The sequence below is a fragment of the Streptomyces sp. AcH 505 genome, assembly GCF_000818175.1.
GTDB lineage: Bacteria > Actinomycetota > Actinomycetes > Streptomycetales > Streptomycetaceae > Streptomyces.
This window is the reverse complement of sequence record NZ_JTIY01000001.1, coordinates 3,508,761-3,535,717: the sequence shown is the minus strand read 5'-3', so window position 1 is coordinate 3,535,717 and position 26,957 is coordinate 3,508,761. Positions and strand designations below refer to the sequence as shown.

At 70.9% G+C, this 26,957-nt stretch carries 27 protein-coding genes and 1 tRNA gene; 18 read left to right on the top strand and 10 right to left on the bottom strand.

Features of this window, described 5'->3' with window-relative positions; genetic code table 11:
• Window positions 1-123 precede the first annotated feature (123 nt).
• The gene (locus HY68_RS16160; RefSeq protein ID WP_041996221.1) at window positions 124-936 is read left to right on the top strand and encodes an alpha/beta fold hydrolase; all 813 of its coding nucleotides are present in this window, start codon (window positions 124-126) and stop codon (window positions 934-936) included.
• Here HY68_RS16160 and HY68_RS16155 read toward each other — a convergent pair.
• On the bottom strand, window positions 933-2,426 hold the full coding sequence (locus HY68_RS16155) for a helix-turn-helix domain-containing protein (RefSeq protein WP_241778592.1): 1,494 nt from the start codon (window positions 2,424-2,426) through the stop codon (window positions 933-935). The genes HY68_RS16160 and HY68_RS16155 overlap by 4 nt on opposite strands.
• Window positions 2,427-2,627: 201 nt before the next feature.
• On the opposite strand from HY68_RS16155, the gene HY68_RS16150 reads away from it, so the two are divergent.
• The 7 genes from HY68_RS16150 (at window position 2,628) to HY68_RS16120 (ending at window position 8,394) form a co-directional block, all read left to right on the top strand.
• Window positions 2,628-2,972, top strand: a complete 345-nt coding sequence (locus HY68_RS16150; protein ID WP_198533278.1) for a hypothetical protein — start codon at window positions 2,628-2,630, stop codon at window positions 2,970-2,972.
• Window positions 2,965-3,369, top strand: a complete 405-nt coding sequence (locus HY68_RS16145; protein ID WP_241778591.1) for an ATP-binding protein — start codon at window positions 2,965-2,967, stop codon at window positions 3,367-3,369. The genes HY68_RS16150 and HY68_RS16145 overlap by 8 nt, the downstream gene beginning before the upstream one ends.
• A 114-nt stretch (window positions 3,370-3,483) precedes the next feature.
• Complete coding sequence (locus HY68_RS16140) at window positions 3,484-4,047, top strand: ester cyclase (RefSeq protein WP_041989331.1); 564 nt, start codon at window positions 3,484-3,486, stop codon at window positions 4,045-4,047.
• A gap of 91 nt (window positions 4,048-4,138) precedes the next feature.
• A complete protein-coding gene (locus tag HY68_RS16135) occupies window positions 4,139-5,644 on the top strand; it encodes an FAD-binding oxidoreductase (protein ID WP_078863635.1) in 1,506 nt (501 codons plus the stop codon).
• A 169-nt stretch (window positions 5,645-5,813) separates the two neighbouring features.
• Complete coding sequence (locus HY68_RS16130) at window positions 5,814-6,830, top strand: winged helix-turn-helix domain-containing protein (protein WP_041989328.1); 1,017 nt, start codon at window positions 5,814-5,816, stop codon at window positions 6,828-6,830.
• A gap of 113 nt (window positions 6,831-6,943) precedes the next feature.
• On the top strand, window positions 6,944-7,912 hold the full coding sequence (locus HY68_RS16125) for a hypothetical protein (protein ID WP_198533277.1): 969 nt from the start codon (window positions 6,944-6,946) through the stop codon (window positions 7,910-7,912).
• 62 nt (window positions 7,913-7,974) lie between these two features.
• Complete coding sequence (locus tag HY68_RS16120) at window positions 7,975-8,394, top strand: hypothetical protein (protein WP_041989322.1); 420 nt, start codon at window positions 7,975-7,977, stop codon at window positions 8,392-8,394.
• An 11-nt stretch (window positions 8,395-8,405) separates the two neighbouring features.
• On the opposite strand, the gene HY68_RS16115 is transcribed toward HY68_RS16120, so the two are convergent.
• The 4 genes from HY68_RS16115 to HY68_RS16100 form a co-directional block, all read right to left on the bottom strand.
• Window positions 8,406-9,437 (bottom strand): NAD-dependent epimerase/dehydratase family protein, encoded by a 1,032-nt coding sequence (locus tag HY68_RS16115; RefSeq protein ID WP_041989321.1) that lies wholly within the window; start codon window positions 9,435-9,437, stop codon window positions 8,406-8,408.
• 101 nt (window positions 9,438-9,538) lie between these two features.
• The gene (locus tag HY68_RS16110; protein WP_041989318.1) at window positions 9,539-10,618 is read right to left on the bottom strand and encodes an LLM class flavin-dependent oxidoreductase; all 1,080 of its coding nucleotides are present in this window, start codon (window positions 10,616-10,618) and stop codon (window positions 9,539-9,541) included.
• Window positions 10,619-10,753: 135 nt separating this feature from the next.
• Window positions 10,754-11,476: an aspartate/glutamate racemase family protein gene (locus HY68_RS16105; protein ID WP_041989315.1), complete on the bottom strand. Its 723-nt coding sequence runs from the start codon at window positions 11,474-11,476 to the stop codon at window positions 10,754-10,756.
• Window positions 11,473-12,318 carry an aspartate/glutamate racemase family protein gene (locus HY68_RS16100; RefSeq protein WP_041996217.1) on the bottom strand — a complete coding sequence of 282 codons (846 nt, stop codon included), beginning with the start codon at window positions 12,316-12,318 and terminating at the stop codon, window positions 11,473-11,475. Before HY68_RS16100 ends, HY68_RS16105 begins: the two co-directional genes overlap by 4 nt.
• A gap of 191 nt (window positions 12,319-12,509) precedes the next feature.
• Here HY68_RS16100 and HY68_RS16095 point away from each other — a divergent pair, with 191 nt between their 5' ends.
• Both HY68_RS16095 and HY68_RS16090 read left to right on the top strand, forming a co-directional pair.
• On the top strand, window positions 12,510-13,460 hold the full coding sequence (locus tag HY68_RS16095) for a D-2-hydroxyacid dehydrogenase (RefSeq protein WP_041989312.1): 951 nt from the start codon (window positions 12,510-12,512) through the stop codon (window positions 13,458-13,460).
• Window positions 13,453-14,868 carry an amidase gene (locus HY68_RS16090; RefSeq protein ID WP_041989310.1) on the top strand — a complete coding sequence of 472 codons (1,416 nt, stop codon included), beginning with the start codon at window positions 13,453-13,455 and terminating at the stop codon, window positions 14,866-14,868. Before HY68_RS16095 ends, HY68_RS16090 begins: the two co-directional genes overlap by 8 nt.
• Window positions 14,869-14,883: 15 nt before the next feature.
• Here HY68_RS16090 and HY68_RS16085 read toward each other — a convergent pair whose 3' ends face one another.
• A complete protein-coding gene (locus tag HY68_RS16085) occupies window positions 14,884-15,381 on the bottom strand; it encodes a DUF3830 family protein (RefSeq protein ID WP_041989307.1) in 498 nt (165 codons plus the stop codon).
• Window positions 15,382-15,580: 199 nt separating this feature from the next.
• Here HY68_RS16085 and ehuB point away from each other — a divergent pair, with 199 nt between their 5' ends.
• The 6 genes from ehuB to HY68_RS16055 all read left to right on the top strand — a co-directional run bounded on the left by ehuB (window position 15,581) and on the right by HY68_RS16055 (window position 19,699).
• On the top strand, window positions 15,581-16,483 hold the full coding sequence (gene ehuB / locus HY68_RS16080; protein ID WP_041989304.1) for an ectoine/hydroxyectoine ABC transporter substrate-binding protein EhuB: 903 nt from the start codon (window positions 15,581-15,583) through the stop codon (window positions 16,481-16,483).
• A gap of 15 nt (window positions 16,484-16,498) precedes the next feature.
• Window positions 16,499-17,236, top strand: coding sequence for an ectoine/hydroxyectoine ABC transporter permease subunit EhuC (ehuC, locus tag HY68_RS16075; RefSeq protein ID WP_041989301.1), 738 nt, complete (start codon window positions 16,499-16,501; stop codon window positions 17,234-17,236).
• Window positions 17,233-17,874, top strand: coding sequence for an ectoine/hydroxyectoine ABC transporter permease subunit EhuD (gene ehuD, locus HY68_RS16070; RefSeq protein ID WP_041989298.1), 642 nt, complete (start codon window positions 17,233-17,235; stop codon window positions 17,872-17,874). The genes ehuC and ehuD overlap by 4 nt, the downstream gene beginning before the upstream one ends.
• Complete coding sequence (gene ehuA, locus HY68_RS16065) at window positions 17,864-18,688, top strand: ectoine/hydroxyectoine ABC transporter ATP-binding protein EhuA (RefSeq protein ID WP_041989295.1); 825 nt, start codon at window positions 17,864-17,866, stop codon at window positions 18,686-18,688. The genes ehuD and ehuA overlap by 11 nt, the downstream gene beginning before the upstream one ends.
• Before the next feature lie 155 nt (window positions 18,689-18,843).
• Complete coding sequence (locus HY68_RS16060; protein ID WP_041989292.1) at window positions 18,844-19,602, top strand: IclR family transcriptional regulator C-terminal domain-containing protein; 759 nt, start codon at window positions 18,844-18,846, stop codon at window positions 19,600-19,602.
• A 23-nt stretch (window positions 19,603-19,625) separates the two neighbouring features.
• Window positions 19,626-19,699 (top strand) — tRNA-Lys (locus HY68_RS16055).
• A 68-nt stretch (window positions 19,700-19,767) separates the two neighbouring features.
• On the opposite strand, the gene HY68_RS16050 is transcribed toward HY68_RS16055, so the two are convergent.
• The gene (locus HY68_RS16050; RefSeq protein WP_041989290.1) at window positions 19,768-20,256 is read right to left on the bottom strand and encodes a phospholipase; all 489 of its coding nucleotides are present in this window, start codon (window positions 20,254-20,256) and stop codon (window positions 19,768-19,770) included.
• A 171-nt stretch (window positions 20,257-20,427) separates the two neighbouring features.
• A complete protein-coding gene (locus HY68_RS16045) occupies window positions 20,428-21,732 on the bottom strand; it encodes a sensor domain-containing protein (RefSeq protein WP_041989287.1) in 1,305 nt (434 codons plus the stop codon).
• 132 nt (window positions 21,733-21,864) lie between these two features.
• Between HY68_RS16045 and HY68_RS16040 the strand changes: the two genes are divergently transcribed.
• Both HY68_RS16040 and HY68_RS16035 read left to right on the top strand, forming a co-directional pair.
• Complete coding sequence (locus tag HY68_RS16040) at window positions 21,865-22,608, top strand: ABC transporter ATP-binding protein (protein ID WP_078863634.1); 744 nt, start codon at window positions 21,865-21,867, stop codon at window positions 22,606-22,608.
• The gene (locus HY68_RS16035; protein ID WP_041989282.1) at window positions 22,602-25,073 is read left to right on the top strand and encodes an FtsX-like permease family protein; all 2,472 of its coding nucleotides are present in this window, start codon (window positions 22,602-22,604) and stop codon (window positions 25,071-25,073) included. Before HY68_RS16040 ends, HY68_RS16035 begins: the two co-directional genes overlap by 7 nt.
• A gap of 122 nt (window positions 25,074-25,195) precedes the next feature.
• On the opposite strand, the gene HY68_RS16030 is transcribed toward HY68_RS16035, so the two are convergent.
• Together HY68_RS16030 and HY68_RS16025 are read right to left on the bottom strand one after the other, a co-directional pair.
• Window positions 25,196-25,789, bottom strand: coding sequence for a lytic polysaccharide monooxygenase (locus HY68_RS16030; RefSeq protein WP_041989279.1), 594 nt, complete (start codon window positions 25,787-25,789; stop codon window positions 25,196-25,198).
• A 189-nt stretch (window positions 25,790-25,978) separates the two neighbouring features.
• Window positions 25,979-26,957 (bottom strand): SPFH domain-containing protein (locus tag HY68_RS16025; protein ID WP_041989276.1); only part of this gene is annotated, 979 nt, incomplete at its 5' end.

Genomic DNA, 26,957 nt, shown 5'->3' with positions numbered 1-26,957 from the left:
AAACGGCCGTCCCTCCGGGCTCAACTGCTGAGCGCGGAGTTGCCTGATGACCATTGGCTCTCCGGCACGGGACACATGACGACACACTGTCGGCTTTCCCCCACGCGCCGTACGCTGCTGCTCATGCCGACATCCAGCGTCACGGTTCGCACCCTCGACGGGCTGCACCTGGCAGGCACCCTGGTGATGCCCCCCGAGCATCCCGGCGGGGCCGTCGTGCTCGTGCACGGCGGTGGTGTCACACGCGAAGAGGGCGGCTTCTTCGGGCGCCTCGCCGACGGCCTGGCCGCCGCCGGCCTCGCCTCGGTGCGGTTCGACCTCCGCGCGCACGGTGAGAGCGAAGGCCGACAGGAGGAGTTGACCCTCGCGGCCGTCCTCAACGACATCCGCGTCATGCTGGCGTTCGCCCGCGCCCGCTTCGACACTCCGAACGTGACGCTCCTCGGGGCAAGCTTCGGCGGCGGGATCTGCGCGTACTACGCCGCCCGGCGACCGGCCGAGGTCTCCCGCCTGGTGTTGTTCAATCCGCAGCTGGACTACAAGCAGCGCACCATCGACAGCCGCTCGTACTGGATGGACGACAACATCAGCGACGAGATGGCAGCGGAGCTGAACAAGCAGGGCGCGATCCAGTTCACGCCGACCCTCAAGCACGGTCGCCCGCTGCTGAACGAGGTGTTCTGGCTCAAGCCCCAGGAAGCCCTCGGCGACGTGCAAGCACCGACACTCATCGTGCACGGCGACGCCGACACGCTCGTACCCGTCGAGTCGTCCCGCGCGGCGGTCCCCCGTTTCAACGCGCCGTGCGAGCTCGTCGAAGTACCCGGTTCGCAACATGGCTTCGCCGTGCACGACGATCCGCAGTACCTCAACCCCAAGAGCCGGGAGTATCAGGCATTCGTCATCCGCGCCGTCACCGACTGGCTGACGGCCTAAGCCGCCCGCAACGACGCTCGGAACTCACGTACCGTCGGCCGGCTGTCCCACCGCGCCAGGGCTTGCAGCGTTTCGTTGAGTACGCGCACCGTGCGTTCCGACTTCATCGCACGAGCGACCGTGGCGGATACGGCACCCACGCGGGCCGCTTCGTCAGGTTCACCGCTCAGTGCCAAGGCGGATGCGCGCCGTGCGTTGAAGAAGCCACCGTCCCGCACCGAGAGCGTCCCGGCGCGCATGGCTTCGTTGAACACTTCGACAGCCATGCCTGGCTTGCCGGCCTCTGTGTAGCTCACAGCGTTGCGAAGCAGCAAAGTGTGCTCGGTGTAGTAAGCACCAAGACTTGATGGGTCGTCGGCTGCCTGCGAGAGCAGCGCCTCGGCCGCCGCGAGTCTGTCCTGGACAGCCGTCAAGGGCTCTCCCACCATGGCTGCCCCGAGTGCTTCTTGCTGCGTGGCCTCGGCCTGGACGCGCAGCGGCAGTTGCCAGCGAGCGTGCCGGGCGGCTTGGGCGAGGGTCAGGACCCGTACCGCGTCGCGGCTGTCGTATGCCATCTGCGACTTCTTCAGCAGTACGTACCCTTGCAGCGCGGGGTCGTCCGCTTCCTGCGCCCATTCCATCGCTCGGTCGTACCAGAACCCGGCGCTGGTCGGCTCATGCACGTCGCGATAGAGCCATCCGGCGAACTCGGCCCCGTCCGCACCGACCGACAGCAGTTCCCGCCGCACGGCAGGCTTCACATCGCGCGCGTGGTGGTCGATCACAGCGAGCAGGCCGAGTACCACCGGCAGCGTCCGGCGTGGGCCGCGTGCGCCGTCGTCCCGCTTGGCGGCGTCGAGTTGGCCACGGAAGTAATCGACGACCGGCTTGTCCAGGTGGCGCCGGGCATCCGCGAGCGCGGCGGTGACGCGCTGGAGTTCCTCCCGGCCGAGGCCCGACAGGGCTGCGGCGGCAATGCCGCCTTTCAGTACCGACCGGCGATTGAGTGGGCTCATGGCTTCGTGCTCCGTGCTGCTCGCGGTGTCGCTCGGCTGGTCAGCGAATGCCGCCGATGGGTCGGACAGGCTGCCGGACACGTTGACGCTCCGGGCTTGAGCATCGCCGGGCAGCTTGAACCACAGTAGGTCGGCAGGCACACCCAAGCCATGCGCCCATCTCATGAGCTTACGAAGGTCGTGCGGCGGACTGTCGGCGCTCTCCATGCGGCTCAGTTGCGCTTGCGTCAGCCCCAGCCATCCGGCAAGAACCTCTTGCGACACTGCTCGGCCATGCCAAGGGTGTGTGCGGTAGGCGTAGAAGACACGGCCGATGTGCCAGGCCTCCAGCGCCTCACGTAACCGTTCGTCCTGCCAGAAATCCGCAGGCACATCGGGCGCTTGGCTGACATCCGCGCTCGTCTGCCGCCGCCCGCACGCGCCGCACAGCGTGCCTCGGTTGTCGCGGGCCAGTCGTGTGCCGCACGGGCAGATCCGAATCTGTTGCTGTGCCATTTCGTACCCCAAGGCGGCGCGGAGCGATGTGCGATGTGCGATGCCAAGCCTACGGACGGTAAGCAGCTGATGTCCGGCTGTCCATGCAGCTCACGCATAACTTCGCATGCGGCGCCGCCATGACGATCCGCTCGCTGCGCCGCCCATGCTGCGTGTGTCCTCAGCCCCTCGAAGCACAGGAGCAACGGCATGGAGACAGCAATGCCCCGGCCCCGCTTGTACGGCTACTTCCGCGTCCTCGACACCATGGACGAGGCGACCGTGCGGAGAGCCCGCCAGACGCTTGCGGACTTCGCCGGGCAGGGCGGGTTCGAACTGGCGGACATCTTCGAGGACGACGGCCCCGGCCATCGCTTGCAGGTGTGGCACGACATGGTGGAAACCTGCCGGTCGGAAGCGGCGCCCGCGGTCGTGTCCGTGAGCATGGACAGCTTCCACCCCGAACCCGAGCTGGCGGCGTTCATGCGCGACGAGCTGGCCGCGAGGATCAAGGGCAGCGTGTTCGTCGCCACCACGACGCGCGGCGAGGCAGACCATGATGGCTGAGCCCCATGTCAGCACGCTCGTACTCGACGCCAAAGCCGAGGCGGCGCCGTGGGCCAGGCGGCATGTGCGTGACGTCCTTCGTGCTTGGCAGGTGGCCGACGAGAAGATCGACACGACCGAACTGGCCGTCTGCGAACTGGTGTCCAACGCCGTACAGCACGTTCCTCCGGAGACGCCGGCTGGATCCCTCACACTGACCCTGCGCCATGACGAATCCCAGCTCATCGCCGAAGTGGCCGACCCCAGCGATCGTCCGCCCATCGCCAACGCCCGCCCCTCCGAGGACGCGGAGAGCGGCCGAGGGCTGCTGATCGTGGGCGAGATCTCAAAGGAATGGGACTACTGCCTTCTGCCCACGGGCGGAAAGGTCGTCTGGTGCGTCATCTCCTTGACGTAAGGCTCGACTACGCGTCTGACCGCTTCGCGCTTGGTGCGGTGATTCAATAGGGCTCTCGTTGGCCTGAGTTGACGAGGTCACCCCCACTCATCGCACCTCACCGCAGGAGTTCCCATGGCCGACAGTGCCATCGGTAGCGCGCATTCCCTCTTCAAGGTCATCGAGACCGGCGACGCGGCGCTTGCCGCCGAGGTTGTCGGCGCTGACTTTCGTAATCGGGAGTCTTTCAACTCGCCCGTCGCCTGCGCGATCCCCGGTCCCGCCGGGGTGCTTGCCTCCGGGGCGTGGATGCGTTCGGCCTTCGACGGTCTGCGGTTTCCCGTTCTCGACACGGGTGTCGACCCCGAGCGCGGTCTGGTGTTCGTCCGGGTGCGGATGCAGGGGCGGCAGACCGGGCCGTTCGTGCTCTTTCGTGACGAGAAGCTGGACAAGATCGTCCCGCCGACCGGCCGTGAGATCGACTACGAGCAGATCCATGTACTGACGGTGCGCGACGGGAAGGTGGTCGGGCACGAGGCCGTGCGGGACGACATGACCATGCTCGGGCAGCTCGGTGTCTTCCCGCCGACCCCCGCCATGGCCGCGCGGCTCGCCGCCTGGAAGCTCACCGGGCGGGGCCGGCGTGCGGCGGCCGAGGTCTCGGCGCTCTCGGCGCGCGCCGCCGAGACCGCGAAGTAGCTGGGCGGTGCGGCACTGACGGTCCGTCACTGAAGTTCGCCATCATGGTGACGCTGCGTATCGTGCGCGGTCATCGTGAGAGGGGTTTTCTGTGACCGGTCGACGTGACGTGCTGCGGCTGGGGGCCCGGGCCGCGGCCGTGGGGGTCGTGGGTGGGGTCGCTGCCCGGGGTGCGGGGGCGGCCGTGGCGCGGTCCGCCGTGCCCGGCGCCGCCGCCTGGAGCGCGCTGCGCAAGCAGCTCAGTCCGGCGGCCGGGCTCTACCGGCCCGGCCAGGACGAGTACGGCCTGCTCGCCGTCCCGGACAATCTGCGGTACGCCGACGTGTGGCCCGCCGGGATCGTGGCCTGTGCGACCGAGGGGGATGTGCGCAGCGCCGTGCGGTGGGCCGGGGAGCACGGGGTGCCGTTGGCGACGCGGGCCGGTGGGCACAATTACGCCGGGTACTCGACCACGCGCGGGCTGCTGATCCAGCTGCGGCGGATGCGGCAGGTGGCGGTGACCGGGGCCCGGACGCTGACGGTGGCCGGCGGGGCGACCAACTCGGACGTGTACGCGGCCAGGGCGGCCAACCTGTACTTTCCGGGCGGCCGTTGTCCGGGCGTCGGGGTCGCCGGGCTGACGCTCGGCGGCGGGCTCGGCTTCAACGACCGTAAGTGGGGCATGACATGCGACCGGCTGCTGTCGACCCGGGTGGTGCTGGCCGACGGCAGTGTCGTGCGGGCGAGCGAGCGGGAGAACGCCGATCTGTTCTGGGCCTGCCGGGGCGGCGCCGGCGGCAACTTCGGTATCAACACCGGCTTCACCTTCGACGCCGTCCCCGTCGGTGAGCTGCGGGCCACGGTCTTCGACCTGACCTTCGGGCTCGACGCCGGGGTCCGCGTCATGGCCGAGCTGCAGGATGCCCTGCGGGCCGACGTGGCGGGCGACTTCGACGTACGGGTCGGCTTCGCGCACCCGGGCAGCGGCGCGCCCGTACTCAATGTGCTCGGTCAACGGCTCGGCACGGAGGACGAGCTGCGCCGCGCTCTGGCCGGGGTGCTGGACCTGGAGATGGACCGGCTGGTCATCGAGGAGCGGCAGTTCTGGGCGGCCCAGGACTTTCTGATGGCGGCGCCCGAGGTGGGCGCGATGGCCTCGAAGTCGCTGGTCCCCGACCGGTGGCTGGAGCCGCACACGGTCGAGTCCGTCATCGGGTGGGTACGCGACTGGCGCCCCGGACCGTCCGGCGGCACCGGCTACATCACCCTCTTCGCCATGGGCGTACGGAGCGACGCGCCCGGCCCCGGCGAGACCGCGTTCCCGCACCGGGACGCGACGTTCGTCATCGACATCGGCGCGCACTGGAAGGCCGGTACGCCGGACGGCGAGGCGGCCGAGCTGGTGAACCAGACGCGGGCGGCGCACCACACCCTGAGCCGCCAACTGGGCACGGACGCGGCCTATGTGAACTTCCCCGACCCCGATCTGCGGCCGTGGCGGTCAGCGTACTACGGCGCGAACTACCGGCGGCTGACCGAGGTCAAGCGGCGTTACGACCCGACGGGTCTCTTCCGCTACGCCCAGGGCATCGAGGCGGCCCCGGCCGGCGTGCGCTGAGCGGCAGTCCCGTACCGCGGTCGGCACCTGCGGGCGTGGCTGATTGTTCCGATCCGTTTGTTCACCGTCCCTTCCAGGACACTGAACAAACTTTTCGCGCTACACATGTCGTGACGGTCGGCGCGAGCGCCGCAGTAATGACACGCAGCGCATTGGGGGGCACAAGGCTGTGTTACGTCTTCACTTCACCGCCGAGGATCTGGCACGCGTCCAGGTCGCCACGGAACTCGATCCGTTATGGGAGACGGTGCTCGGCCTGCAGCAGCTGCACTGTCCGGGGCGGGGCGCACCTGTCTTCCGCACCTGGCGCCGCCGCGCCCTCGACGTGGTCGCACAACGGCAACTGACCCGATCGGTGCGGCTGTTGGCAGCGCTGACCCCGAACAGGGGCTACACGCCCGACTTTCTGACCCCCGCCGCGGCGGCCGCGGGCTTCGACTGCGGCCTCGACGCGATACGGGCCACCCGCCCGGGGCGGCTGCGGCGTGAACTGCGCCAACTGGGCGGCGGGGTGACCGCGCGCCGCACCCCGCCCCGGCCCTGGCTGCGGGATCTCGCGGGCGGCGACCACGACCGGATGGCCGACCTGGCCGCCGCCGTCCGTACCGTCCACCACGCGGTGATCGCCCCGGACTGGACGGATGCCCACACCCTGGCCGAGGGCGACCGCGCCCTGCGCGCACGGGCCCTGCGGGACGGCGGCGTGCACGGACTGCTCAGCTCCTTCGGCCCCGGCATGCGCTGGGAGCCGCCGGTGCTGCACGCGGACTATCCACTCGACCGCGACCTGCGGCTCGCCGGGCGGGGACTGCGGCTCGTCCCTTCGTACTTCTGCTGGCGTACGCCCGTGTCCCTGGCCGACCCGGAGTTACCACCGGTCCTGGTCTACCCCGTCGGGCACGACACCTCCGACAGCGTGACCGGGACCACCCCGCAGGCTCTGCACGCCATCCTCGGCCGTACCCGCGCCCGTACGCTCGCCGCCCTGCACGACACCGCCACCACCGGCGAACTCGCCCGCAGACTCCGTGTCTCCCCCGCGTCCGCCAGCCAGCATGTGCACGCGCTCGCCGCCGCCAACCTGGTCCACAGCCGGCGCATCGGCAATCACGTCCTGCACTCCCTCACCCCGCTGGGCGCCGCCCTGCTGCACGGCCGCATCCCCGCCGGCAAGGCGCTGACCTGAGCTTTTCAGGCCTCGCTGAAACGCCTCGTGCTCCGGTCGGCCGGACCGCACCCTGGTGGGGAGACGGCCGTACGGCACCGGCCCAACCAGGGAAACGTCACGGGGGAGCGGTCATGGCACTGTTGCGAAGTGCGGGCGGGGGACGCCGGCTTGTCGCTGTCGGCGCTGTCGTGGCCTGCGCGGCCCTGGCGGTGCCGGCGGTCGTCCACGCGGTCTCCGACCCACCGTCCCACTCCACCGGCTCCACCGCCGCCTCTCACTCGTCCGCCGGCTCCGGGCGGCAACCGGCGCGCGAACCGACCTCGCGCGAGAAGAGTCTGCTGTTCACGGCGGACCAGATCCTGCTCCGCGACTGTATGGCGAGGCACGGATTCGTCTATCTGCCGGTGAAGGAGAACCCGGTCCCGGACGCCCGGGAATTCCCCTACGTCATCGATGACGTGGCCTGGGCCCGTGAGCACGGATACGGAAGCGACATCCAACGCGCGCTCGCCCGGGTGCGGGCGACCGATCCCAACCAGCTCTACTTCCGCGCTCTGCCGTCCGGACGCAGGGCCGCAGCACTCAAAGCGGCCAACGGCGAACGAATGGAAGGCGTGACGGCGAAGGCCCCGGACGGCATGGTCGCCCAGCGCAGCTCCGGGGGCTGCCAGTCGGAGGCCGACCGGACCCTGTACGGAAACCTCCAGGAGTGGTTCCAGGCGAAGTTCACCGAGGACAGCCTGACCGGGATGCGACAGTCCGACGTCAACGGCGACCCCCGGTTCGCCGAGGCCGTGAAGCCCTGGGCCGCCTGTATGCGCAAGGCCGGCCACCCCTACCCGAGCCCGGCCCGGCTGCGGGCTCAACTGCCGGCGCCGGAGCACCCGTTGCCCCGGACGGAGGAGGTCAGACTCGCCGTCGCCGAAGCCCGGTGCGCGATCAGTTCGGGTCTGGCCAGGACGGCGGAGGAGCTGGACCGGCAGTACGCCGACAAGCTCCGGCGGCAGCACCGTTCCGCCGTCGAGACCAGGCTCCGCCTCCAGCACGCCGCACTGCCCCGCGCCCGCGCCGTCACCTGGGCAGCCGGCACGGATTCGTAACCGCGAGAAAACCGCGCGACAGCTGCGGGACAACCGCAACGAGGACCCAACGAGGAGAAGACATGCGCAAGGTACACACCCTCCTGATCGGCACGGCGATCGCGGCACTGGCCGTGGGCGTCGCGCCCCTCACCGCACAGGCCTCCGAATCCGCTCCCCCGGCCCCGGCCGCCACCGGGTTCCTCCATGTCTACTACGACACCGGATACACCAACTGGTGCGACGACTGGTCCGGCGAGGCTCCGGACTGGGGCTCGTGCCGCAACCAGGTCAGCTCGCTCCACAACGACGGCTACCCCGGCGCCCTGGATGACGTATGGGTGTACTGGGGGCTGAACTACACGGGCGCCCGGAGGGGCGTCGCCAACGGTGTAGGTCTGTCGGATCTGCGTCTCTACGCGTTCGACGCGAACACGGGCTCCGGCTCGGGCCAGGCCCTCAACGACAACATCTCATCCCACAGGTGGGCCAACATTTTCTGAGGGACGCCCCCTCACCGCTGGTCACCGACCACCGCAGCCGCCCGGAGCAGCGCCTCTTCGCGCTCCGGGCTGATGCCCTTCGCCTCGCGGCCCGTACGGGACGGACCGAACGCCTCGTCCATGCCGCCCGGCCCGAACAGCCAACTCGCCGTGTCCCGTACGGACTCGGCGACCGGGCGGCAGCGCAGACCCGCCCCGATCGCCTTCGCCGAGCTGGGCCGCCAGACGGCCGTGAATTCGCCCTCGCGCGGTGCCCACAAGGGCAGTTCGGTCCACACCGCGATCTCGTGCTCGGTCAGGATCTCGTCGGGCACCCACACCAGCTCGGCCTTGCGGCCGGTCTCGGCGAGGCAGAGGTCGAGGAACTCGCCCCACGTCGTGTTCGCGGGCGTACCGCTGACCAGGTACGTCCCCGAGTCCTCGGCCTCGATCCGGTCGAGGCCGAAGATCGCGATGTCCCGTGCGTCGATCAGCTGCATCTCGTTGTCCGGCGCGCCGGGCGCGGCCATCCGGCCGCCCCGTGCGGCGCGCGACAGCCACCAGGTGAGCCGCTGCGCGCGGTCGTGCGGGCCCATGATCAGGCCGGGTTCGAGGATCAACGAGCGGCCGGGGAAGCCCTGTTCGACGGCCAGTTGGCAGCCGACCTTGAGCTTGCCGTAGTCGCCGTCGTCGGGTCCCGCCTGCGGATCGCCCTCGTGCTGGGGCGAGTTCTCGTCCACCGGCTCGGAGGGCCAGCCGGGGCGCGCGTTGATGGAGGAGACGAACAGGTAGGTGGCGGCGGAGGAGGCGAGCGCGGCGACCGAGGCTCCGACGACCTTGGGGACATAGCCGCAGACGTCCACGACCGCGTCCCACGGGCCGGCTTCGGCCAGCCGCGCCAGGTCCTCTTCACTCTCCCGGTCGCCGCGTACGCTCCGCGCGCCCGCCGGGTCGGACTGCGTCTTCCCCCGGTTGAAAGTGGTCACGTCCCAACCACGTCGCAGTCCCTCCTCGACGAACGCCCGTCCGAGGAATACCGATCCGCCGATCACCAGAAGTCTCATGTGCCCGAGTGTGGGCGACGGCTGCCGCGAGCGGAACCGCAGTCTGCCGAGGGCAGATCGCGGTTCCGCCGGCACCGCAGGCAGCGGAAGCGGCCGACCCGTCAGGCCGTCGGCAGCCCGTACTCGTCCGCGATCAGCTCGTAGCTCCGCAGCCGCGCCTCAACCCCGTGCGCGTTGGCCGTGATCATCATCTCGTCCGCGCCCGTACGCTTCTGCAGCCCGTCAAGGCCCGCCCTGACCTCGTCGGCCGTGCCGTGGATGAGGTTGCCGAGCCAGCTGTTGACGAACTCCTCCTCCATCGGGCTCCACGGGTGCGCCTCGGCCTCTTCGGGCGTCGGTACGAGTCCGGGGCGGCCGGTGCGCAGCCGGACCATCGACAGGGCGCCGGTCATCACCTGGCGGCGCGCCTCCTTCTCCGTCTCGGAGGCGAAGGCGCCGACGCCGATCATCGCGTACGGCGCGTCGAGGAAGACCGAAGGGCGGAAGGACTCGCGGTAGAGGTCCAGCGCCGGGATGGTGTTCTGCGCGGAGAAGTGGTGCGCGAAGGCGAAGGGCAGTCCGAGCATCCCGGACAGCTGGGCGCTGAACCCTGAGGAGCCGAGCAGCCAGATCGGCGGCCGTCCCGTCGGCCCCTGCACCGGTCCGGGCACGGCGTGGATACGGGAGTACGGGTGGCCGTCGGGGAAGTCGTCGTCCAGGAACCGGGTCAGCTCGGCGACCTGCTGCGGGAAGTCGTCGGCCCCCGCGTCGGGCCGGTCCGTGCGGCGCAGCGCCGCGGCCGTGGCGCCGTCGGTGCCGGGGGCGCGGCCGAGGCCGAGGTCGATACGGCCCGGCGCGAGCGCTTCGAGCGTGCCGAACTGCTCGGCGATCACCAGCGGCGCGTGGTTGGGCAGCATCACGCCGCCCGAGCCGAGCCGGATGCGCTCGGTGTGGGCGGCGAGATGGGCGAGGATCACCGCGGGGGACGAGGAGGCGATGCCGGGCATCGAGTGGTGCTCGGCGAGCCAGTGCCGGTGGTAGCCCCTGCGCTCGGCCAGCTGCGCGAGCGCGACGCTGTTGCGCAGGGCCTCCGTCGCTGTGGTGCCGCTGCCCACCGTGGCCAGGTCCAGTACGGACAGCGGTACGGGTGCGGTCCCCAGTGCCGTGCCGCGGATGTCCGTGCCACTGATCGCGTCGTCCACGGGTGAAGCCTTCCTGCGCGGGAATTACGGATAACTCCCGCGTAACAGGAGGGGTGCTCCGGTTATTCCCCGGCGAGGCGAGGTGAGGCGACGTGAGGCGAGGCGACAGGAGGACCGCCGGACCGCTGGGACGGCCTACGACACCCGCTTCGCGAACAGCGTGCCCAGCTTGGGGGCCCAGGCCTGCCGCTCAGCGAGCCGCAGGCCCTCCCAGACCGTGACCTGGTTCGCGGTGAGGACCGGCTTCCCGAGGATCTCCTCCAGCTCGGGCAGGTACGCCGCCGTGTGCAGCGCGGTGTCCGGCAGGAGCACGACCTCGGCGTCCGGGTGGTCGCCGGCCCTGGCCAGCTCCAGCACCTCGTCGCGGCCCCAGGTGCCGACCTCGGCCGCGGTGATGATGCCGCTGGCCCGGTCGGACACGACCTCGGCGCCCGACGCCTTCAGGAAGTCGGTGAAGTAGCCGGTGACGTCCTCGGGGTACGTGGCGGCGACAGCGACCCGTTCGGCGCCGAGCGCGGTGATCGCGTGGGCGAAGGCGAACGACGTGCTGGACGCGGGGAGTCCGGCCGCCAGGGCCAGCGTGCGCACCTGCTCGTGCGCGCCGTCCCAGCCGTACACGAAGCTCCCGCTCGTGCAGGCCCAGACCACCGAGTCGGCGCCTGCCAGCCGCAGCTCCTCGACGCCCTCGGCGAGCCGCTCGTCGGCCCCCATCCGGATCAGCGCGTCGACGCGGTGGGCGTCCTCGCCGATCTCCGTGTGGAACAGCGGCAGCCTGATGTCGCTGTCGAAGAGCATCTCGATGCGCGGATAGTCGTCCTCCGCGGAGTACCCGGGATAGAGGAGTCCGACGGTCGTCATGTCCAGCCTTCCTGTTCGTCCGGCGGCTGCTCCGGCGGCTGGATCTGCTTGGGCAGCACCGGTTCCTGTACCTGGAGCACGGGCTCCGACAGCACCGGCCGCGCCGGAGGCGGGTCGAGCAGCAGTCGCTGGTACGGACCGACGGCGTGTGCGCCGAGCTTGCGCAGTGCGGACCACATGGTGACCTGGTTGGCCGACAGCACGGGTATGCGCAGTTCGGCCTCCAGCTGCGGTATCACGTCGTACGTCGCAAGGTTGGTGCAGCTGATGAAGAGCGCGTCGGCCGCCCCTACGACGGCCTGCCGCGCCATGTCCATGACCGAGCGGTACGGGACCTTCCAGATGTCCCGGGTCAGCCCCAGAAAAGCGCGACCAGTGACGGCTACCCCCACCTCTGCCAGGTACTCCTCAAGTGAGCGGGTGACCGACTCCGTATAGGGCGTGACCAGCGCGATCCGGGTGGCGCCCAGCTCGGCCAGCGCCTCGACGAGGGCGCCGGAGGTGGTGACCGACGGGACGTCGCCCGCCCGGGTCATCGCCTCGCACATGGCGCGCTCGCCGGCCGGGCCGCCGACGAAGCTGCCCGAAGCGCAGGCGTAGGCGATGACTTCGGGTTCGGAGGCGCCGAGCGCCCGTACCGCCTCGTCGAGGGTTTCGTGCTCGCTGACCAGCCTGGCGAGGTCCAGGGACACCTCGACGGGCACGTACGGGGTTCTGGTCAGCCGCAGCGAGATGTTGTCGGGTACCCAGCGCCACAGTTCGCGGTCGAGGGCGAAGTCGAAAGGAGCGACCACACCCACACCACGCTGCGGCTGCGGCCCGCCAAGAAAGGAGACATTCAACACTGGCCCCCTTACGGACCGGTCGCGGAGCAGCCGGTCATCGGGTCTTGTTGACGAAGGTAGGAGCACGGTGCGAGCGTGGTCAATCCGTACAAGTCAGACGTTGCATCGAATTTTCCCGAGCGAAATCTGCGCACCCGCCGCAGCGCCGGCTCCGGCTCCCCCACACCGCACCGAAGGGGTTCGACCCGATGGCTGATCCGACCCTCCTCGTCCTGGAGACCGACCCGCCGCCGCGGCTCGGCCGGCTCACCGGGCGGGCCACCGTCCGGTACGCGGACGAGTCCAATCTCGCCGAACAACTCCCTCATGCGGACGCCCTGTTGGTCTGGGACTTCAGCTCCGGAGCGGTCCGTGACGCGTGGCCGGGCGACGGGCCGAGGCCGCGCTGGGTGCACACCGCGAGCGCGGGTGTGGACAAGCTGATGTGCCCCGAGCTGATCGCGTCCGACACGATCGTCACCAACGCGCGCGGCATCTTCGAGGAACCCATCGCCGAATACGTCGCGGGGCTCGTCCTCGCCATGGCGAAGGATCTCCCCGGGACCCTGGAGCTGCAGCGCCGGCACCGGTGGCGGCACCGCGAGGGGATACGGGTCAGCGGCAGCCGCGCGACCGTCGTCGGCTCGGGCCCCATCGGGCTGGCCGTCGCCGCGACGCTGAAGGCGCTCGGGGTGACCACGGCCGTCACCGGACGGACGGCGCGGCGCGGCATCCACGGTCCGGAGCAGCTGCCCCGGCTGCTCGCCGGTGCGGACTGGGTGATCTGCGCGGCGCCGCTCACCGACGACACCCGCGGCATGTTCGACGCGCGCCTCTTCGGGCTGATGCAGCCGTCGGCGCGCTTCATCAACGTGGGGCGGGGACAGCTCGTGGTCGAGGACGACCTGGTCGCGGCGCTCACCAGGCGGTGGATCGCGGGCGCGGCGCTCGACGTGTTCGAGCACGAGCCGCTGGACGCGGCGAGCACGCTGTGGGACGTGCCGGGGCTGATCGTCTCCCCGCACATGAGCGGCGACACCGTCGGCTGGCGCGACCGGCTGGGAGAACAGTTCATCGAATTGTACGAACTTTGGTCCGCCGGAAAGCCCCTCACGAACGTGGTCGACAAGAAACGTGGGTACGTGACCGGCCATGACTGATCCGACGTTCCTGACCGACCTCACGGCGCGGCAGCTCGTCGCCGGCTACGAGAAGGGCGACTTCTCGCCCGTGGACGCGACGCGCGCCGTGCTGGACCGTATCGAGACGGTACAGCCGCTGGTCAACGCGTTCACCAGGGTCGACGCCGACGCGGCGCTCGCGCAGGCGGAGGCGTCCACCGCGCGGTGGCTCAGAAAGGAGCCGCAGGGGCTGCTGGACGGGGTGCCGGTCTCGGTGAAGGACCTGATCCTCCAGCGCGGCGGCCCCACCCTGCGCGGGTCGAGGACCGTCTCGGCGGCCGGCGCGTGGGACGAGGACGCGCCGTCGGTGGCGCGGCTGCGGGAGCACGGCGCCGTGTTCGTCGGCAAGACGACGACGCCCGAGTTCGGTTGGAAGGGCGTCACGGACTCGCCGCTGACCGGCGTCACCCGCAATCCGTACGACCTGCTGCGCACCTCGGGCGGCTCCAGCGGGGGCAGCGCCGCCGCGGTGGCGCTGGGCGCAGCGCCACTGTCGATCGGTACGGACGGCGGAGGTTCGGTGCGGATCCCGGCCTCGTTCTGCGGGATCTTCGGGCTGAAGCCGACGTACGGGCGGGTGCCGCTGTATCCGTCGAGCCCGTTCGGCACGCTCGCGCACGCGGGTCCGATGACGCGGGACGCGGCCGACGCGGCGCTGCTGCTCGACGTGATCAGCGGGGCCGACTGGCGCGACTGGTCGCAGCTGGCCCCGGCGCCCGGCGTCAGCGGCGCCCTGGACAGCGGGGTGCGGGGGCTGCGGATCGCGTATTCGCCCACCTTCGGCGGGCAGGTCGCGGTACGCCCCGCCGTGGCGCACGCGGTACGGCGCGCCGTCGGCCGGCTCGCCGAGCTCGGCGCGTACGTCGAAGAGGCCGATCCGGACAGCACGGACCAGGTGGCGGCGTTCCACACGCTGTGGTTCAGCGGGGCGGCCAGGGTGGCGCAGCCGCTCGGCGCCGACCAGCGCGAGCTGCTGGATCCGGGGCTGCGGGAGATCGTCGCCGAGGGGGAGCGGGCGAGCGCGCTCGACTATCTGACGGCGGTGGACGCGCGGATGGATCTCGGCAGGCGGCTCGGCCGGTTCCACGAGACGTACGACCTGCTGGTCACGCCGACGCTGCCGATCACCGCCTTCGAGGCGGGGGCCGAGACGCCCGGGGGCAGGGGTGGCCGCTGGACGTCCTGGACGCCGTTCACTTACCCGTTCAACCTGACGCAGCAGCCGGCCGCGACCGTGCCCTGCGGGGTGGACGAGGACGGGCTGCCGATCGGTCTGCAACTGGTCGCCGCACGGCACGCGGACGCGCTGGTGCTGCGCGCCGCGCACGCGCTGTACGAGTCGGGCGCCGCCCGGATCCCCGCGCCCGCCGGGGCCCCTAGGGCCTGATCCACACGACAGGCCCTACGCCCGCCGGAAGCTGAGCGTCTCGTCCACGGCGCCGGCCCGCCAGAGGTCCTGGCAGGCCTCCGCCATCGCGTCGAGCCCGTCGACCACGGAGCCCCAGACGATGCCGGGGACCCAGCCCACGTCGCCGTTGATGAGGAGATTGTTCCGCTCGTAGAACAGCGCGAGGTCCACGACCGTACGGCGGCCCCGTACGGCCTGCTCGTCGTATCCGTACGAGGCGGCGCCCAGCTCCGCCTCCGAGAAGGTGAAGTAGCACAGATCGCCCGGGATGGGGGTGATGGTGGGGTTCTCCAGCGGCGGTTCCTCGGCGGCGAACGCCGGGAACAGGGCGTAGATCTCGTTGCGCGCGTACTTCGCGTGGTAGACGTCCGAACCGAGCGGCAGCGCCTCCCACACGGCGGCGCATGTGACCGGCGCCCGGTCGTCGAGGAGCTTCGCGGTGCACTGGACCCCGCGCTTGTCGAGTGATACCTGCACATAGCGCTCTGACATCTTCGCAGCTTGCCCGGCCCCGGCTGATCGCACACGCCACCACGCGGACCGATCGGATCAGGCCACAGGAAGGTCTCCTTCCGGGCACTGTTTGGTTACACCCCCCAGGGGTCACGCTTAGAAATCCGGAGTCGGGCAGGTGCCCCCCATTGTCCGCAGCGTTTGACCACGTTGTCCCGATCCGAGGAGATTTCGATCCATGGCTGACTTCCCGAACCTGTCCCGCCGGGGCTTCCTCAGCCGCTCCGCGGCCGTCGGTGGACTGCTCGTCGTACCTGGTGCGCTGGCCGCGTGCAGCAAGACCGACAGCGGCGCGAGCACCGGCTCAGGAGCGCTCGACAAGCTTCGTAAACAGGGGTTCGTCCGGGTGGCGTACGCCAACGAGGCGCCGTACGGCTATACCGAGGGGGGCAAGCTCAAGGGCGAGGCCCCCGCGCTGCACCAGCAGATATTCAAGGCCCTCGGTGTCGACACGCTGAAGCCCACGCTCTCCGACTTCGACGGTCTGATCCCGGGGTTGCAGGCGGGCAAGTACGACGTCGTCAGCGCCGGTATGGCGATCACGCCCGAGCGCTGCGCCAACGCCCTGTTCTCGGAGCCGGAGTTCATCTCCCCCACCGCGATGATGGTGAAGAAGGGCAACCCGAAGAACGTCACCGACCTGCCGTCCGCCAAGCGGGCCGGCATCACGATCGGTGTGATGGCGGGCGCCGTCGAGTCCTCGTACGCGGAGGGCGCGGGCATCGACTCGGGCAAGATCAAGACGCTGCAGAAGCCGCAGGACGGCGCGGACGCCGTCAAGAGCGGCCGGATCGACGCGTTCCTGCTCACCGGCATCTCGCTGCGCTGGCTCGCCAAGACCAACCCGGAGACGGAGGTCACCAAGGCCTTCGTGCCGGAGCTGAAGGGCAAGCCCCAGTACAGCCCGGGCGGCGCCGTCTTCCAGAAGGGCAACGAGGACCTGCGGGACGCCTTCAACAGGGAACTGAAGAAGATCGTCACGGACAAGTCCCGTTATGTGGAGCTGCTGACGCCGTACGGCTTCGGCGCCACGGAGATCCCACCGGCGACCCTGAAGACCGCCGACCTCTGCAAGGGATGACGGGACCGAGCCGGTATGGGCGACTTCTTCACCACATTCTCCAACGACCTTCCCCAGGTGCGCTCAGGACTCTGGGTGACGGTCCAGGCCACGCTGCTCGGCGCGGCCCTCGCCTTCGTCCTGTCGCTGCTGCTGGGCCTGATGGCGGGCAGCCGGCTGGCGGTCGTACGGGTGGTCTCGCGCATCGTCGTCGAGTTCTTCCGCGGCACGTCGCTGTATGTCCAGCTGTTCTGGCTCTACTACGCGATGCCCCAGCTGACGGGGTATCAACTCACCTCGATGATCTGCGGTGTCGTGGCCTTCGGGCTGAACTTCGGGGCCTACGGCTCCGAGGTGGTACGCGGCGGCATCAACGCCGTGCCGCGCGCGCAGTGGGAGGCGGCGATCGCGCTCAACATGAGCCCGTACAAACGGATGACGCGGGTGATCATGCCGCAGGCGTGGGCCCAGATGATCCCGTCCTTCACCAACCTGCTGATCCAGCTGCTCAAGGCGACCCCGCTGCTGTGGCTGATCTCGGCGGCCGACCTGATGACCGTGATCCAGCAGATCAGGGACCGCACGGGTGAGTCCCTCACCTCGTACGCGACCTTGCTGGTCTTCTACTTCGTCCTCGCCTACATCCTGACGATGCTGATGAACCTGCTCGAACGGACGGCCAGGGCCAGGCTCGGCCAGCGGCCGGACAAGCGCAGTCTGCTGCGCAGCCGCAGCGCCGGCGACCCGGCGCTCACCGGAGGTGCGGCCCAATGAGCAAGTTCGACTGGAACGCGGCATGGGACGCACTGCCCCTGCTGCTCAACGGGTTCAAGATCACCCTGCTGGCGACGGTGCTCGGCACCCTGGTCGCCGCCGTACTGGGCCTCGCCATCGCGGTGGCGGGACGCGCCCCTTCCCGGTGGGTGACGGTGCCGGTCCGCGCGGTGATGGAGTTCATCCGCTCCACCCCGCTGCTGGTGCAACTGGTCGGCGCGGCAGCGGTGTTCGCCTCCACGGAACCCCTGGTCATCGGGGTGATCGTGCTGGGCATCCACTACGCGACGTACACCTCCGAGGTGTACCGGGCCGGGATCGACGGTGTGCCGAAGGGCCAGTGGGAGGCCTGCCGCGCGCTGTCGATGTCACCACGGCGGACCTGGCAGGCCGTGATCCTGCCGCAGGCGGTGCGCAACGTACTGCCCGCCCTCGGCAACTACGCGATCTCCATGTTCAAGGAGACCCCTTTCCTGGCGGTCATCACGGTCCAGGAGATGGTCTTCGAGGCGCGGAAGTACGCGGGTGACCACTTCCAGTACACGGAGGCGTTCACCCTCGCCGGACTGATCTTCCTGATCGCGAGCTACCCGACCTCGCTGCTGATGAGAAAGCTGGAGAAGAGCCTTGGCCACTGACCCTCTGCCGCTGCAGAAAACCTCGTCCCCGCAGGACGCGGCTCCCGGGGGGCCGCTCGTCCACTTCGACCAGGTCGTCAAGCGCTACGGCGACCATGTGGTCCTCGACCAGCTGGACTTCGCCGTGCGGCGCGGCGAGCACGTCACGCTCATCGGCCCCAGCGGCTCGGGCAAGACCACGATCCTGCGGCTGCTGATGACGCTGGAGAAGGTCAGCGACGGGGTGATCTGGGTGGACGGCGAGCCGCTGTCCCACATGCGCACCCCCGGCGGCGGGCTGAAGCCGGCGGGCGAGAAGCAGCTGCGCGAGTCCCGCAAGAAGATCGGCATGGTCTTCCAGCAGTTCAACCTCTTCCCGAACATGAAGGTGCTGCAGAACATCACCGAGGCGCCGGTCAACGTCCTCGGCGTCAGCAAGGAGGAGGCCGAGACCCGGGCGCGTGAACTGCTCGACATGGTCGGTCTCGCCGACAAGGTCGACGCGCACCCCTCGCAGCTCTCCGGCGGCCAGCAGCAGCGGGTGGCCATCGCCCGCGCGCTGGCGATGCGGCCGGAGATCCTGCTGCTGGACGAGGTGACGTCGGCGCTCGACCCGGAACTGGTCGCGGGGGTGCTGGATCTGCTGCGCGAGATCGCGCGGACGACGAATATCACCATGCTCTGCGTGACGCACGAAATGAATTTCGCGCGGGACGTCTCGGACCAGGTGCTGATGTTCGACTCGGGGCGGATCGTCGAGTCGGGAACCCCGGAGAAAATATTCTCCGACCCGGAGAACGAACGCACCAGGGAATTCCTCAGCGCCGTTCTGTAAAACAGCGCTCACGAATTGCCGTTTGGCATATGCCACGACGACGCGGCCCCGCATACGGTGCGGGGCCGCGTCATTCTTTCCCCAACAGCCGCCCCACCGCACGGGATTGGCCGTTATCGTGAGAGACGGGCAACCGAGAGCCCCGAGGGGGAGCCGTGGTGCTGAAACGGGAGCCGACCGCGTCGTTCCACTCGGTCCGCTACATCCTGCGCGTTCTCGAAACGGTCTCCCAGCACGGCGGCGGGGTCACGGAAACCGTGATCGCCCGCGAATCGGGACTGCCGCCGCTCCATCTGGCCCCCATATTGCGCATGCTGCGCCGCGAGGGCTATGTCGAACGGCTGCCGGACGGCGCGTACGCCGCCGGTGCGTCGCTGGTGCTGCTCGGTTCGGACGCCACCCATCGGCAGGCGCTCGAAGCCAAGCTCCAGGAGACCCTGTCGGCGCTGCGCGACACCGTCGGGGCGGCCGTCTACGTCAGCCGGTACATCGACGGCGAGGTCAGGGTCACCCAGTTCGCCGCGGGGCCGAGGACCCCGGCCGTCCGGGAGTGGGTGGACTTCCGCTCAGCGGCCCATGCCAGCGCGGCGGGCAAGTGCCTGCTGAACCAGCTCGACCAGAACGGCCGCAGGGACCATCTGGCCCGGCACAAGATCGCCCGGCTCACCTCGCGGACCGTCACCAACGAGCGCCAGCTCTTCTCCCGGCTCGACGCCCAGCCCGCCACGGTCCCGGTGCTCGATCTTCAGGAGTACGCGGTCGGCACCGTCTGCGCCGCGGTCCCGCTGTCGGCGGGCGCCGCTGTCGGCTGTCTCGCGCTCTCCCTCCCGGTGGAACACGCCCACCGGCTGCGCGCCGCCGCCGAGACCCTGAACCGCAGGGCGGCGCCCGTGGCGTTGTCACTCACTTTCTGAGGGTATTATTTCCGGGTCGGCAAGCGCCGCTAGCTCAGTTGGTTAGAGCAGCTGACTCTTAATCAGCGGGTCCGGGGTTCGAGTCCCTGGCGGCGCACGCGACGAAAGGGCCCCGCACCGGTGACGGTGCGGGGCCCTTTCCTCACGGACACGAGTGGGGCCGTGTCAGACGACCGAGCGGTTGCCGTCCACCGCGGGGGTCGAACCGAAGATGTCGACCGCGTGGTAGTACGTCCAGGCGGTCGCGTCGCACGTCGCCTTCGTCGCACCGCTGTACGCCGTGCAGACCTGCTTCAGATCCGTGTAGAGCATGGTGTCGAGCCGCGCCTTGTTGGCGTCGAACTGGCCGGCCGCCTTGTAGTTGCGGTACCCGAAGTCGTGCCGCGCGCACGACGTCGCGAAGGGGAAGCCGAACGGGTTGTCGGGAGAGGTCGAGCAGTAGTCCGTCGACCAGTCGAAGGCGTACGCGGACCAGGCGCCCTGGTTGTTGTTCGCGGCGACCCAGGCGTTACGGCTGGCGGCGGTCGGCTGGGTCAGATTGCTGAGCACCTGCGGCTTGTCGGCCGGCGCGGCCGATGCCTGGCCGGTGGACAACAGCGCTGCGGGAAGGGCGAGTACGGCTGCGGCGAGCGGAAGCGCGAGACGTCTGTGCATTCGATTCCTCCGGTGGGGGACGGGGCGGCGCCCCGTGCTGTGACACGGGGCGCCCTCAGCCTTGCCGAACCGTTCGCCGTACGGGTCTACGCGCGGTGACCGGCTCCGGAATCGTCCCCCATTTCGCGCCGCGGGCAAACCCCCCGGACCCCAACTCGCACCCGAACGGAGCTATTTTCCATACGAGTTACCAGGAGGTTCGTACGGTGTGCACGGAATCTCCACACGCAGTCGGGTGGGGCCGCCCTGGGGGCTGAACAGGGCCAGCCTGCCGCCGAGTACGGACACCCGGTCGGCCAGCCCCGTCAGTCCGCTCCCGCCGTCGCTACGCGCGCCGCCCACGCCGTCGTCCTCGATCTCCACCACGAGCCGGCCCACGCGGTAACCGCCGTCCACCGAAGCCCGGTTCGCACCGCTGTGCCTGGCGACATTGGCCAGCGCCTCGCACACCACGAAGTACGCCGCCGCCTCCACCGCTTCCGGCAGCCGCCCGGCCAACTCCATTGTCACGTCGACCGGTACGGCGGACCGGTCGGCCGCGTCCGTCACGGCGGCGGCGAGACCGTAGTCGGTGAGGACCCTGGGGTGGATCCCCTGGATCAGCTCACGCAGCGACTCCAGCGCCAGGGACGCCTCCCGGTGCGCCGTGTCCAGCCGGTCGGCGACCGGACCGGGCGGCGCGTCGAGCCGGGCGAGCCCCAGCGTCATGGTGAGCGCCACCAGCCGCTGCTGCGCGCCGTCGTGCAGATCGCGTTCGATCCTGCGCCGCTCCGCCTCGAACGCGTCGACCAACCGCACCCGAGAACTGGCCAGTTCGGTCACCCGCCGGTCGAGGGGCGACGCGCGCTCCGCCAGCAGAACCCGGGCCAGCTCGGCGCGCGCACCGGCGATCACACCGAGCCCGTAGCAGCAGACGGCGAGCAGCAGCACACCGAGCACGGTGCTGCCGACCGCCGCGGGCCAAGTGGTGACCGTCCACAGTTTGGCCACCCGCACCTCCTGTCCGTCCCCCCAGGTGGCCAGGGCGACGGGCGTGCCGATCAGGACGACCGGCAGCCCGGCGCCGAAGGCGAAGGCCAGCGCGTCCAGCGGCCACAGCACCAGCGCGAACAGCAGCGCGTACCCCAACTCCCGCCAGGTCGCCCGCTCCTGGCAGCGGGTGCGTACCCAGGGCCACAGCCCCGCCTCGGCGGGCCTGCGGTGCGGATCGGTCAGCGGCCGTGCGTCGACCAGCCGGGTCCTGCGCCGCTCCAGCGCGGCGACCGGCAGCCCGCCGAGCGCGAGCGCGGCGAGCAGCGGTAGCCCGATCAGCACCGGCGCGAGCGCGCCGCCCACCACCCCGAGCACCACCGCGACGACCAGCACGACGACCCCGGCGGGGACTCCGCTCAGCAGATAGCCGGCGCAGCGCCACGGCCACGGCGAGAGCAGGAAGTCCGGCCTGGCCAGGGCCTGCCACACGGTTCGGGAGCGCATACCAGCACCGTAGAAGGCGGGTCGGCGCGCGGGCCATCCCACTGGACGGTGCGGCCGGGGTAGGGCCTGCCCTACCCCAGGACTCGGCCCTGCCCTGGTGTGCCCGGCGGTCCGGGCCTGTGGAGTGGAGCCATGGCAAACGACGCGATCCAACTCCGGGCGGTGAGCAGGGTGTACGGCTCGGGAGACAGTGCGGTCACCACGCTCGACGACGTCTCGCTGTCCTTCCCCACCGGCACGTTCACCGCCGTGATGGGCCCGTCCGGGTCCGGCAAGTCGACGCTTCTGCAGTGCGCGGCCGGGATCGACCGGCCGACCTCGGGCTCGGTGACCATCGGCGGTACGGAGCTGACCGGCCTGTCCCAGACCAAGCTGACGCTGCTGCGCCGGGGCCGGGTCGGCTTCGTCTTCCAGGCCCTGAACCTGCTGCCCGCGCTGACCGCGGCGCAGAACGTCGCGCTGCCGCTGAAGCTGGCGGGCCGCCGGGTGCCGAGGGCGGCCGTACGGGCCGCACTCGATCAGGTGGGGCTCGCCGACCGGGCCGGGCACCGGCCCTCCGAGCTGTCCGGCGGGCAGCAGCAACGCGTCGCGCTGGCACGTGCGTTGATCACCCGCCCGGAGGTGCTGTTCGCCGACGAGCCGACGGGCGCGCTGGATTCCCGCAGCGGCCGTGACGTGCTGGCGCTGCTGCGGGACATGGTGGACGGCGAAGGGCGGACGGTCGTCATGGTCACCCATGACCCGGTCGCCGCCTCGTACGCGGACCGCGTGGTCTTCCTCGTCGACGGCCGGGTCGGCGGCGAACTGCTCGCTCCGACCGCCGAGTCCGTCGCCGCGCGGATGGCCGGACACGAAGTCGAGGCCGTCGCGTGCTGAGCGTCGCGCTGCCGACCCTGCGGGGCCGGTGGACCAGCTTCGCAGGCTCCTTCGTCGCCCTCGCCCTGGGCGTCGGGCTCATCGCCACGACGGGCTTGGCCCTCGCCGCCAGTCTTGCGGCGCCGGCGCGCCATCCGGAGCGGTTCGCCGAGGCCCCCGTGGTGGTGAAGGGCCCCGACACCCTGCGGGTGCCGACCCCGGCCGGCGAGCGGGTACACCCGCTGGCCAGGCCACGGCCCGTACCGGCCGGGCTGGTGCGGGAGTTGGCGGGCCTGGGCCGTACGGTCGAGGACCGGTCGTTCCCCGTACGCGCGGTCGGCGGCCCGGCCGGTCTGGTCGGCCGTCCGTGGTCGACGGCCGCCTTCGCGCCGTACCGCGTCGACCGGGGCAGGGCTCCAACGAGCGCCGACGAGGCTGTGGCCACCGGCAGTTGGGCCCGGCCGGGGCAGCGGGTACGGACCGACCACGGCACGGTACGGATCGTGGGCACCGTACGGGACCTCGGTATCGAGCGGGCGCTCTTCTTCACCGACGCACGCGCCGCCGAACTGGCGCCGTCCGTGTATCAGTTGACTGTCGCCGCGGACGCCGAAGCGGTACGGGCGAAGGTCGCGGGCAGTCCCGGGGTACGGGTGCTGACCGGCGACGAGCGGACGTACGCGGACCCCGACCCGGACCGCGACAGCGAGGCGCTCGTCACGGTGAACGTGATGCTCGGCACCGCCGCGGGGGTCACCGGTTTCGTCTCCGTCTTCGTCGTCGCCTCGACGTTCGCCTTCGCCGTGGCCCAGCGGCGCCGCGAGTTCGGGCTGCTGCGTACGGCGGGCGCGACGCCCGGCCAGCTCCGGCGGACGGTGGCCGCCGAGGCGCTGCTCGTGGGCGTCGCCGCTTCGGCCACCGGCTGTGTGCTCGGCGGCCGGGCCGCGCCACTGCTCGCGAAGTGGCTGGTGGACGAGGGGATCGCGCCGCGCTGGTTCACCGTCGGCGACGCGGGCTGGCCGTACCACCTCGCCTTCTGGAGCGGGGTGGCCGTGGCGCTGTGCGGAGTGGTCGCCGCGTCCTGGCGCGCGGGCCGGGTCGCTCCCGCCGAGGCGTTGCGTGAGGCGTCCGTGGACAGCGGGACCATGACGTGGGGCCGCTGGGTGCTCGGCGGCGGGCTGCTGCTCACGGGCGTCGGGTTGCTGGCCTGCACGCTGCTGACCGGCCCCGGCGAACTGCTGCACCGCAAGACGTACACCAGCAGACCGATGCTGCTGATCACCGCGCTGGCCCTGCTCTCCCCGCTGCTGGTACGGCCGTTGACCCGGCTCGTGGCCTGGCTGCCCGCCAGGCTGCCGGGCGCGCTGGGCATGCTCGTACGGGAAAACGCGGCGGCCGGCCTGCGCCGTACGGCGGCGGTCGCGGCGCCCGTGCTCGTCATGGTCGGGCTGACCGGCTCGCTGCTCGGCGCGACGGCGACGCTGAACGCGGCGAAGGCGTCGGAGACCCGCGCGCGGACGACGGCCGACTTCGTGGTCGCGGCGACGGACTCCCCGGACAACACGAGCGGGACGGGTCTGGCCGCGCGGACCGTCGAACGGCTGCGCGCCGTGCCGGGCGCCGAGGTCTCCCCCACGGCGGCCACGGCCGTCTACGTACTGGAGGACGGAGTGGCGCTCATCGAATCCGACGCGCGTGCCACCGCCGATCCTGCGGCCCTGGCCGACACCGCCCGACTGCCGGTCGCCGCAGGCCGGGTGAGCGATCTGGACGACGGCTCGATCATCGTCAACGAGGAGTGGGCCCGGCACACGGTCGGGCAGCACGTCGCGATCTGGCGCGCGGACGGTACGCGGACGACGCTGCGGATCGCCGCCGTCCTGCGCACGGGCACGGGTGGCAACGGCGTCTATGTCACCCCGCGCAACGCGGCGGGCGCACCGGTCGACCGGGTCGATGTCCGGGTCACCGGAGATCCCGCCGCCGTGGCGGCAGGACTGCGCCGCGCGCTCCCGCCGTTCGAGGGCCGGGTCTTCAGCAAGGAGGAATGGATCAGGGCCAGTTACCCGGAGACGAACGCCCGGACCCGGATCGGCTTTCTGCTGGTCCTCGGCATCGCACTCCTCTATACGGCCATCGCGCTGGCCAACACCCTGGTCATGGCGACCGCCGACCGGGTCCGCGACCTCGCCGTACTGCGCCTGGCGGGCGCGACCGACCGGCAGGTGCTGCGGCTGGTCGCGGCCGAGGCGCTGACGGTCGTGGTGGTGGGGGCCGTGCTCGGACTGCTGGTGGCCGGGGTCAACCTGGCCGGGATGTGGGCGGCGCTTGCCGTGCTGCGGGTGCCGTCGGGGCCCGTACTGCCGTGGGCCGCGCTGGGCGAGGTGGTGGCCGCCTGCGGGCTGATCGCCGTGGTCGCCGCCGTGGTCCCGGCGGCTCTGGCGCTGCGCCGCCGCCCGGCCGAACTGGCAGGCGCCGCGGGGTGAACAGCGCTCGGGGAGCGCGGCAGCGTCGCCGCACTCCCCGAGGCCGTTCGGTCACGCGTCGGAAGCCGTCACGCTTCGTCAGCTGTCACGCTTCCTGAGCCGCCAGGCACCCGGCCCGGACGTCAGAACTGCACGTCCGAGCAGGCGTAGAAGGCGTTCGCCGTGTCGGCGATCGTCCAGACGGCCAGGATGATGTGCCGGCCCGTACGCTGCGGCAGCACTCCCGAGTGCGAGAGCGTCGCCGGCGGCTGCTGGTTGTTGTACGGCACCGTCAGGAACGGCTGGGTGTCGAGGGCCGCCCGGGTGAGCGGCTGCGACGGGTTCCAACCGTTCTTGGTGATGTAGTACTTGAAGTCGGTCGTGGCGTGCCGTGCGGTGAACTGCCAGCGGAAGTTGTAGCTCTGGCCCGCCGTGACCTTGGTGGTGGGCCATCCGGTGCCGCCACGCGGGTCGTTGAGCTCGGCGAACTGGCTGAGCCCGCCCGCGCAGATCTTGCCGTCGGCGGGACCCGCCGCCGGGAAGCCCTTGGGCCCCTCGACGCTCTGCGGCTCCCACTGGATGTTGCCGCAGTTCTGCACCGTGCCGTTGGCACAGAGCTTCTGGCGGCTGATGGGTGAGTCGGTGTAGCCGTGGCTGCTTGCGCTGCCGGTGGCGAGCAGGGTGACACCGGTGACCGCGAGGCCCACGAGGGCCGCGCCTATCTTGCTTCTTCGCATGCTTCGCTCCAGAGAACGTGGGGAGTTCGGTGAGCCGTCTTGCACGCGTGCAGTGGGACCTTCGAGCGATGGAACGGTTGAACGGCGGAACGGCGGAGCAGCCCGACCGCAGACCCGATTCTGCGGTCTAGACCAACCCTCAGAGTATTAACGAACCTTGACCATGTCCATAACAACTGCGGTCCGTTGTCAGAATCGGTCGGCGCCCGCGTGCCGCCCCGTGTAGAAGGCCACCGTCAGGTCCTTGACGAGCGCCTTGCGCTCGTAGTCGTCCAGCTCGACCAGGCCGCGCGAGGTCAGCCGGTGCACCGTGTCGTCCACGGCGTCCACCACCGCCGTCAGCACGCTGTCCCGGTGCCGGGCGTCCAGCGCCGCGATCCGGCTGCGCTGCATCGCCTCGGCGATCTCCGGCGCGTACTCGATCCGCGTCGGCTGCGCCGAGAAGACGTCGACCCCGACCGACCGGCACTCGGCCGACAGCATCCTGGTCAGCGCGGCGCCGACGGCCTCGGCGTCACGCAGGGTCGGCACCGTCTCGTGGAACGCGTCGGCGGGGAGCTGCGAGAGCACCCGCGCCATGGCCGCCTCGACCTGCTCGCGCAGATACTCCTCGTGGTCCCGGACGCCGAGCATCGCCTGCACGGTGTCCATGACCCGCCACACCACCAGCACGACGACCCGCAGCGCCGTGCCGTTCGCGTCCACGGCCGGCATCGGCTCGCTGCGCCAGTGCCGCAGCCGTACGTCCACCCGGCGGCGCAGCAGCAGCGGGCTGACCCAGAGCAGTCCCGTACGGCGCACACTCCCCCGGTACTCGCCGAACAGAGTCAGCACCCAGGCGTGCCCCACCCGGCCGCGGCCGAGCCCGCCGAAGGTGAACAGCGCGACGAGCACACCGAGCGTGAGCAGCACCCACTGCCCGATCCCGATGCCGTGGTACGGATGCGACGACAGCCGCGCCATCCGGACCAGCTCGGCGGGGACAGCCCCGGCCCACCACAGCACGGCCGCGCAGCCGACGAGCGCGCACAGACCGACGAACGCGGCGGCCCAGCCCGGCAGTACGGGCCCCGCCCGCTCCACGAGCCGGGTGTCGACGGGTGTCGCGGGGCGCGCGGGCACGGCGCCGACCCCGGCGGGCGCGGGCACGCGGCGGACCCTCGGCTGC

Excerpts from the sequence above, each read along its gene's own strand:
- HY68_RS16150 (WP_198533278.1), top strand. The coding sequence starts at position 2,628 with ATGCCCCGGCCCCGCTTGTACGGCTACTTCCGCGTCCTCGACACCATG.
- HY68_RS16030 (WP_041989279.1), bottom strand. The coding sequence starts at position 25,789 with ATGCGAAGAAGCAAGATAGGCGCGGCCCTCGTGGGCCTCGCGGTCACC.
- HY68_RS16125 (WP_198533277.1), top strand. The coding sequence starts at position 6,944 with ATGGCACTGTTGCGAAGTGCGGGCGGGGGACGCCGGCTTGTCGCTGTC.
- HY68_RS16140 (WP_041989331.1), top strand. The coding sequence starts at position 3,484 with ATGGCCGACAGTGCCATCGGTAGCGCGCATTCCCTCTTCAAGGTCATC.
- HY68_RS16050 (WP_041989290.1), bottom strand. The coding sequence starts at position 20,256 with ATGCACAGACGTCTCGCGCTTCCGCTCGCCGCAGCCGTACTCGCCCTT.
- HY68_RS16160 (WP_041996221.1), top strand. The coding sequence starts at position 124 with ATGCCGACATCCAGCGTCACGGTTCGCACCCTCGACGGGCTGCACCTG.
- HY68_RS16045 (WP_041989287.1), bottom strand. The coding sequence starts at position 21,732 with ATGCGCTCCCGAACCGTGTGGCAGGCCCTGGCCAGGCCGGACTTCCTG.
- HY68_RS16090 (WP_041989310.1), top strand. The coding sequence starts at position 13,453 with ATGACTGATCCGACGTTCCTGACCGACCTCACGGCGCGGCAGCTCGTC.
- ehuD (WP_041989298.1), top strand. The coding sequence starts at position 17,233 with ATGAGCAAGTTCGACTGGAACGCGGCATGGGACGCACTGCCCCTGCTG.
- HY68_RS16105 (WP_041989315.1), bottom strand. The coding sequence starts at position 11,476 with ATGACGACCGTCGGACTCCTCTATCCCGGGTACTCCGCGGAGGACGAC.
- HY68_RS16145 (WP_241778591.1), top strand. The coding sequence starts at position 2,965 with ATGGCTGAGCCCCATGTCAGCACGCTCGTACTCGACGCCAAAGCCGAG.
- HY68_RS16085 (WP_041989307.1), bottom strand. The coding sequence starts at position 15,381 with ATGTCAGAGCGCTATGTGCAGGTATCACTCGACAAGCGCGGGGTCCAG.
- ehuB (WP_041989304.1), top strand. The coding sequence starts at position 15,581 with ATGGCTGACTTCCCGAACCTGTCCCGCCGGGGCTTCCTCAGCCGCTCC.
- HY68_RS16115 (WP_041989321.1), bottom strand. The coding sequence starts at position 9,437 with ATGAGACTTCTGGTGATCGGCGGATCGGTATTCCTCGGACGGGCGTTC.
- HY68_RS16155 (WP_241778592.1), bottom strand. The coding sequence starts at position 2,426 with ATGGCACAGCAACAGATTCGGATCTGCCCGTGCGGCACACGACTGGCC.
- HY68_RS16040 (WP_078863634.1), top strand. The coding sequence starts at position 21,865 with ATGGCAAACGACGCGATCCAACTCCGGGCGGTGAGCAGGGTGTACGGC.
- HY68_RS16120 (WP_041989322.1), top strand. The coding sequence starts at position 7,975 with ATGCGCAAGGTACACACCCTCCTGATCGGCACGGCGATCGCGGCACTG.
- HY68_RS16095 (WP_041989312.1), top strand. The coding sequence starts at position 12,510 with ATGGCTGATCCGACCCTCCTCGTCCTGGAGACCGACCCGCCGCCGCGG.
- ehuC (WP_041989301.1), top strand. The coding sequence starts at position 16,499 with ATGGGCGACTTCTTCACCACATTCTCCAACGACCTTCCCCAGGTGCGC.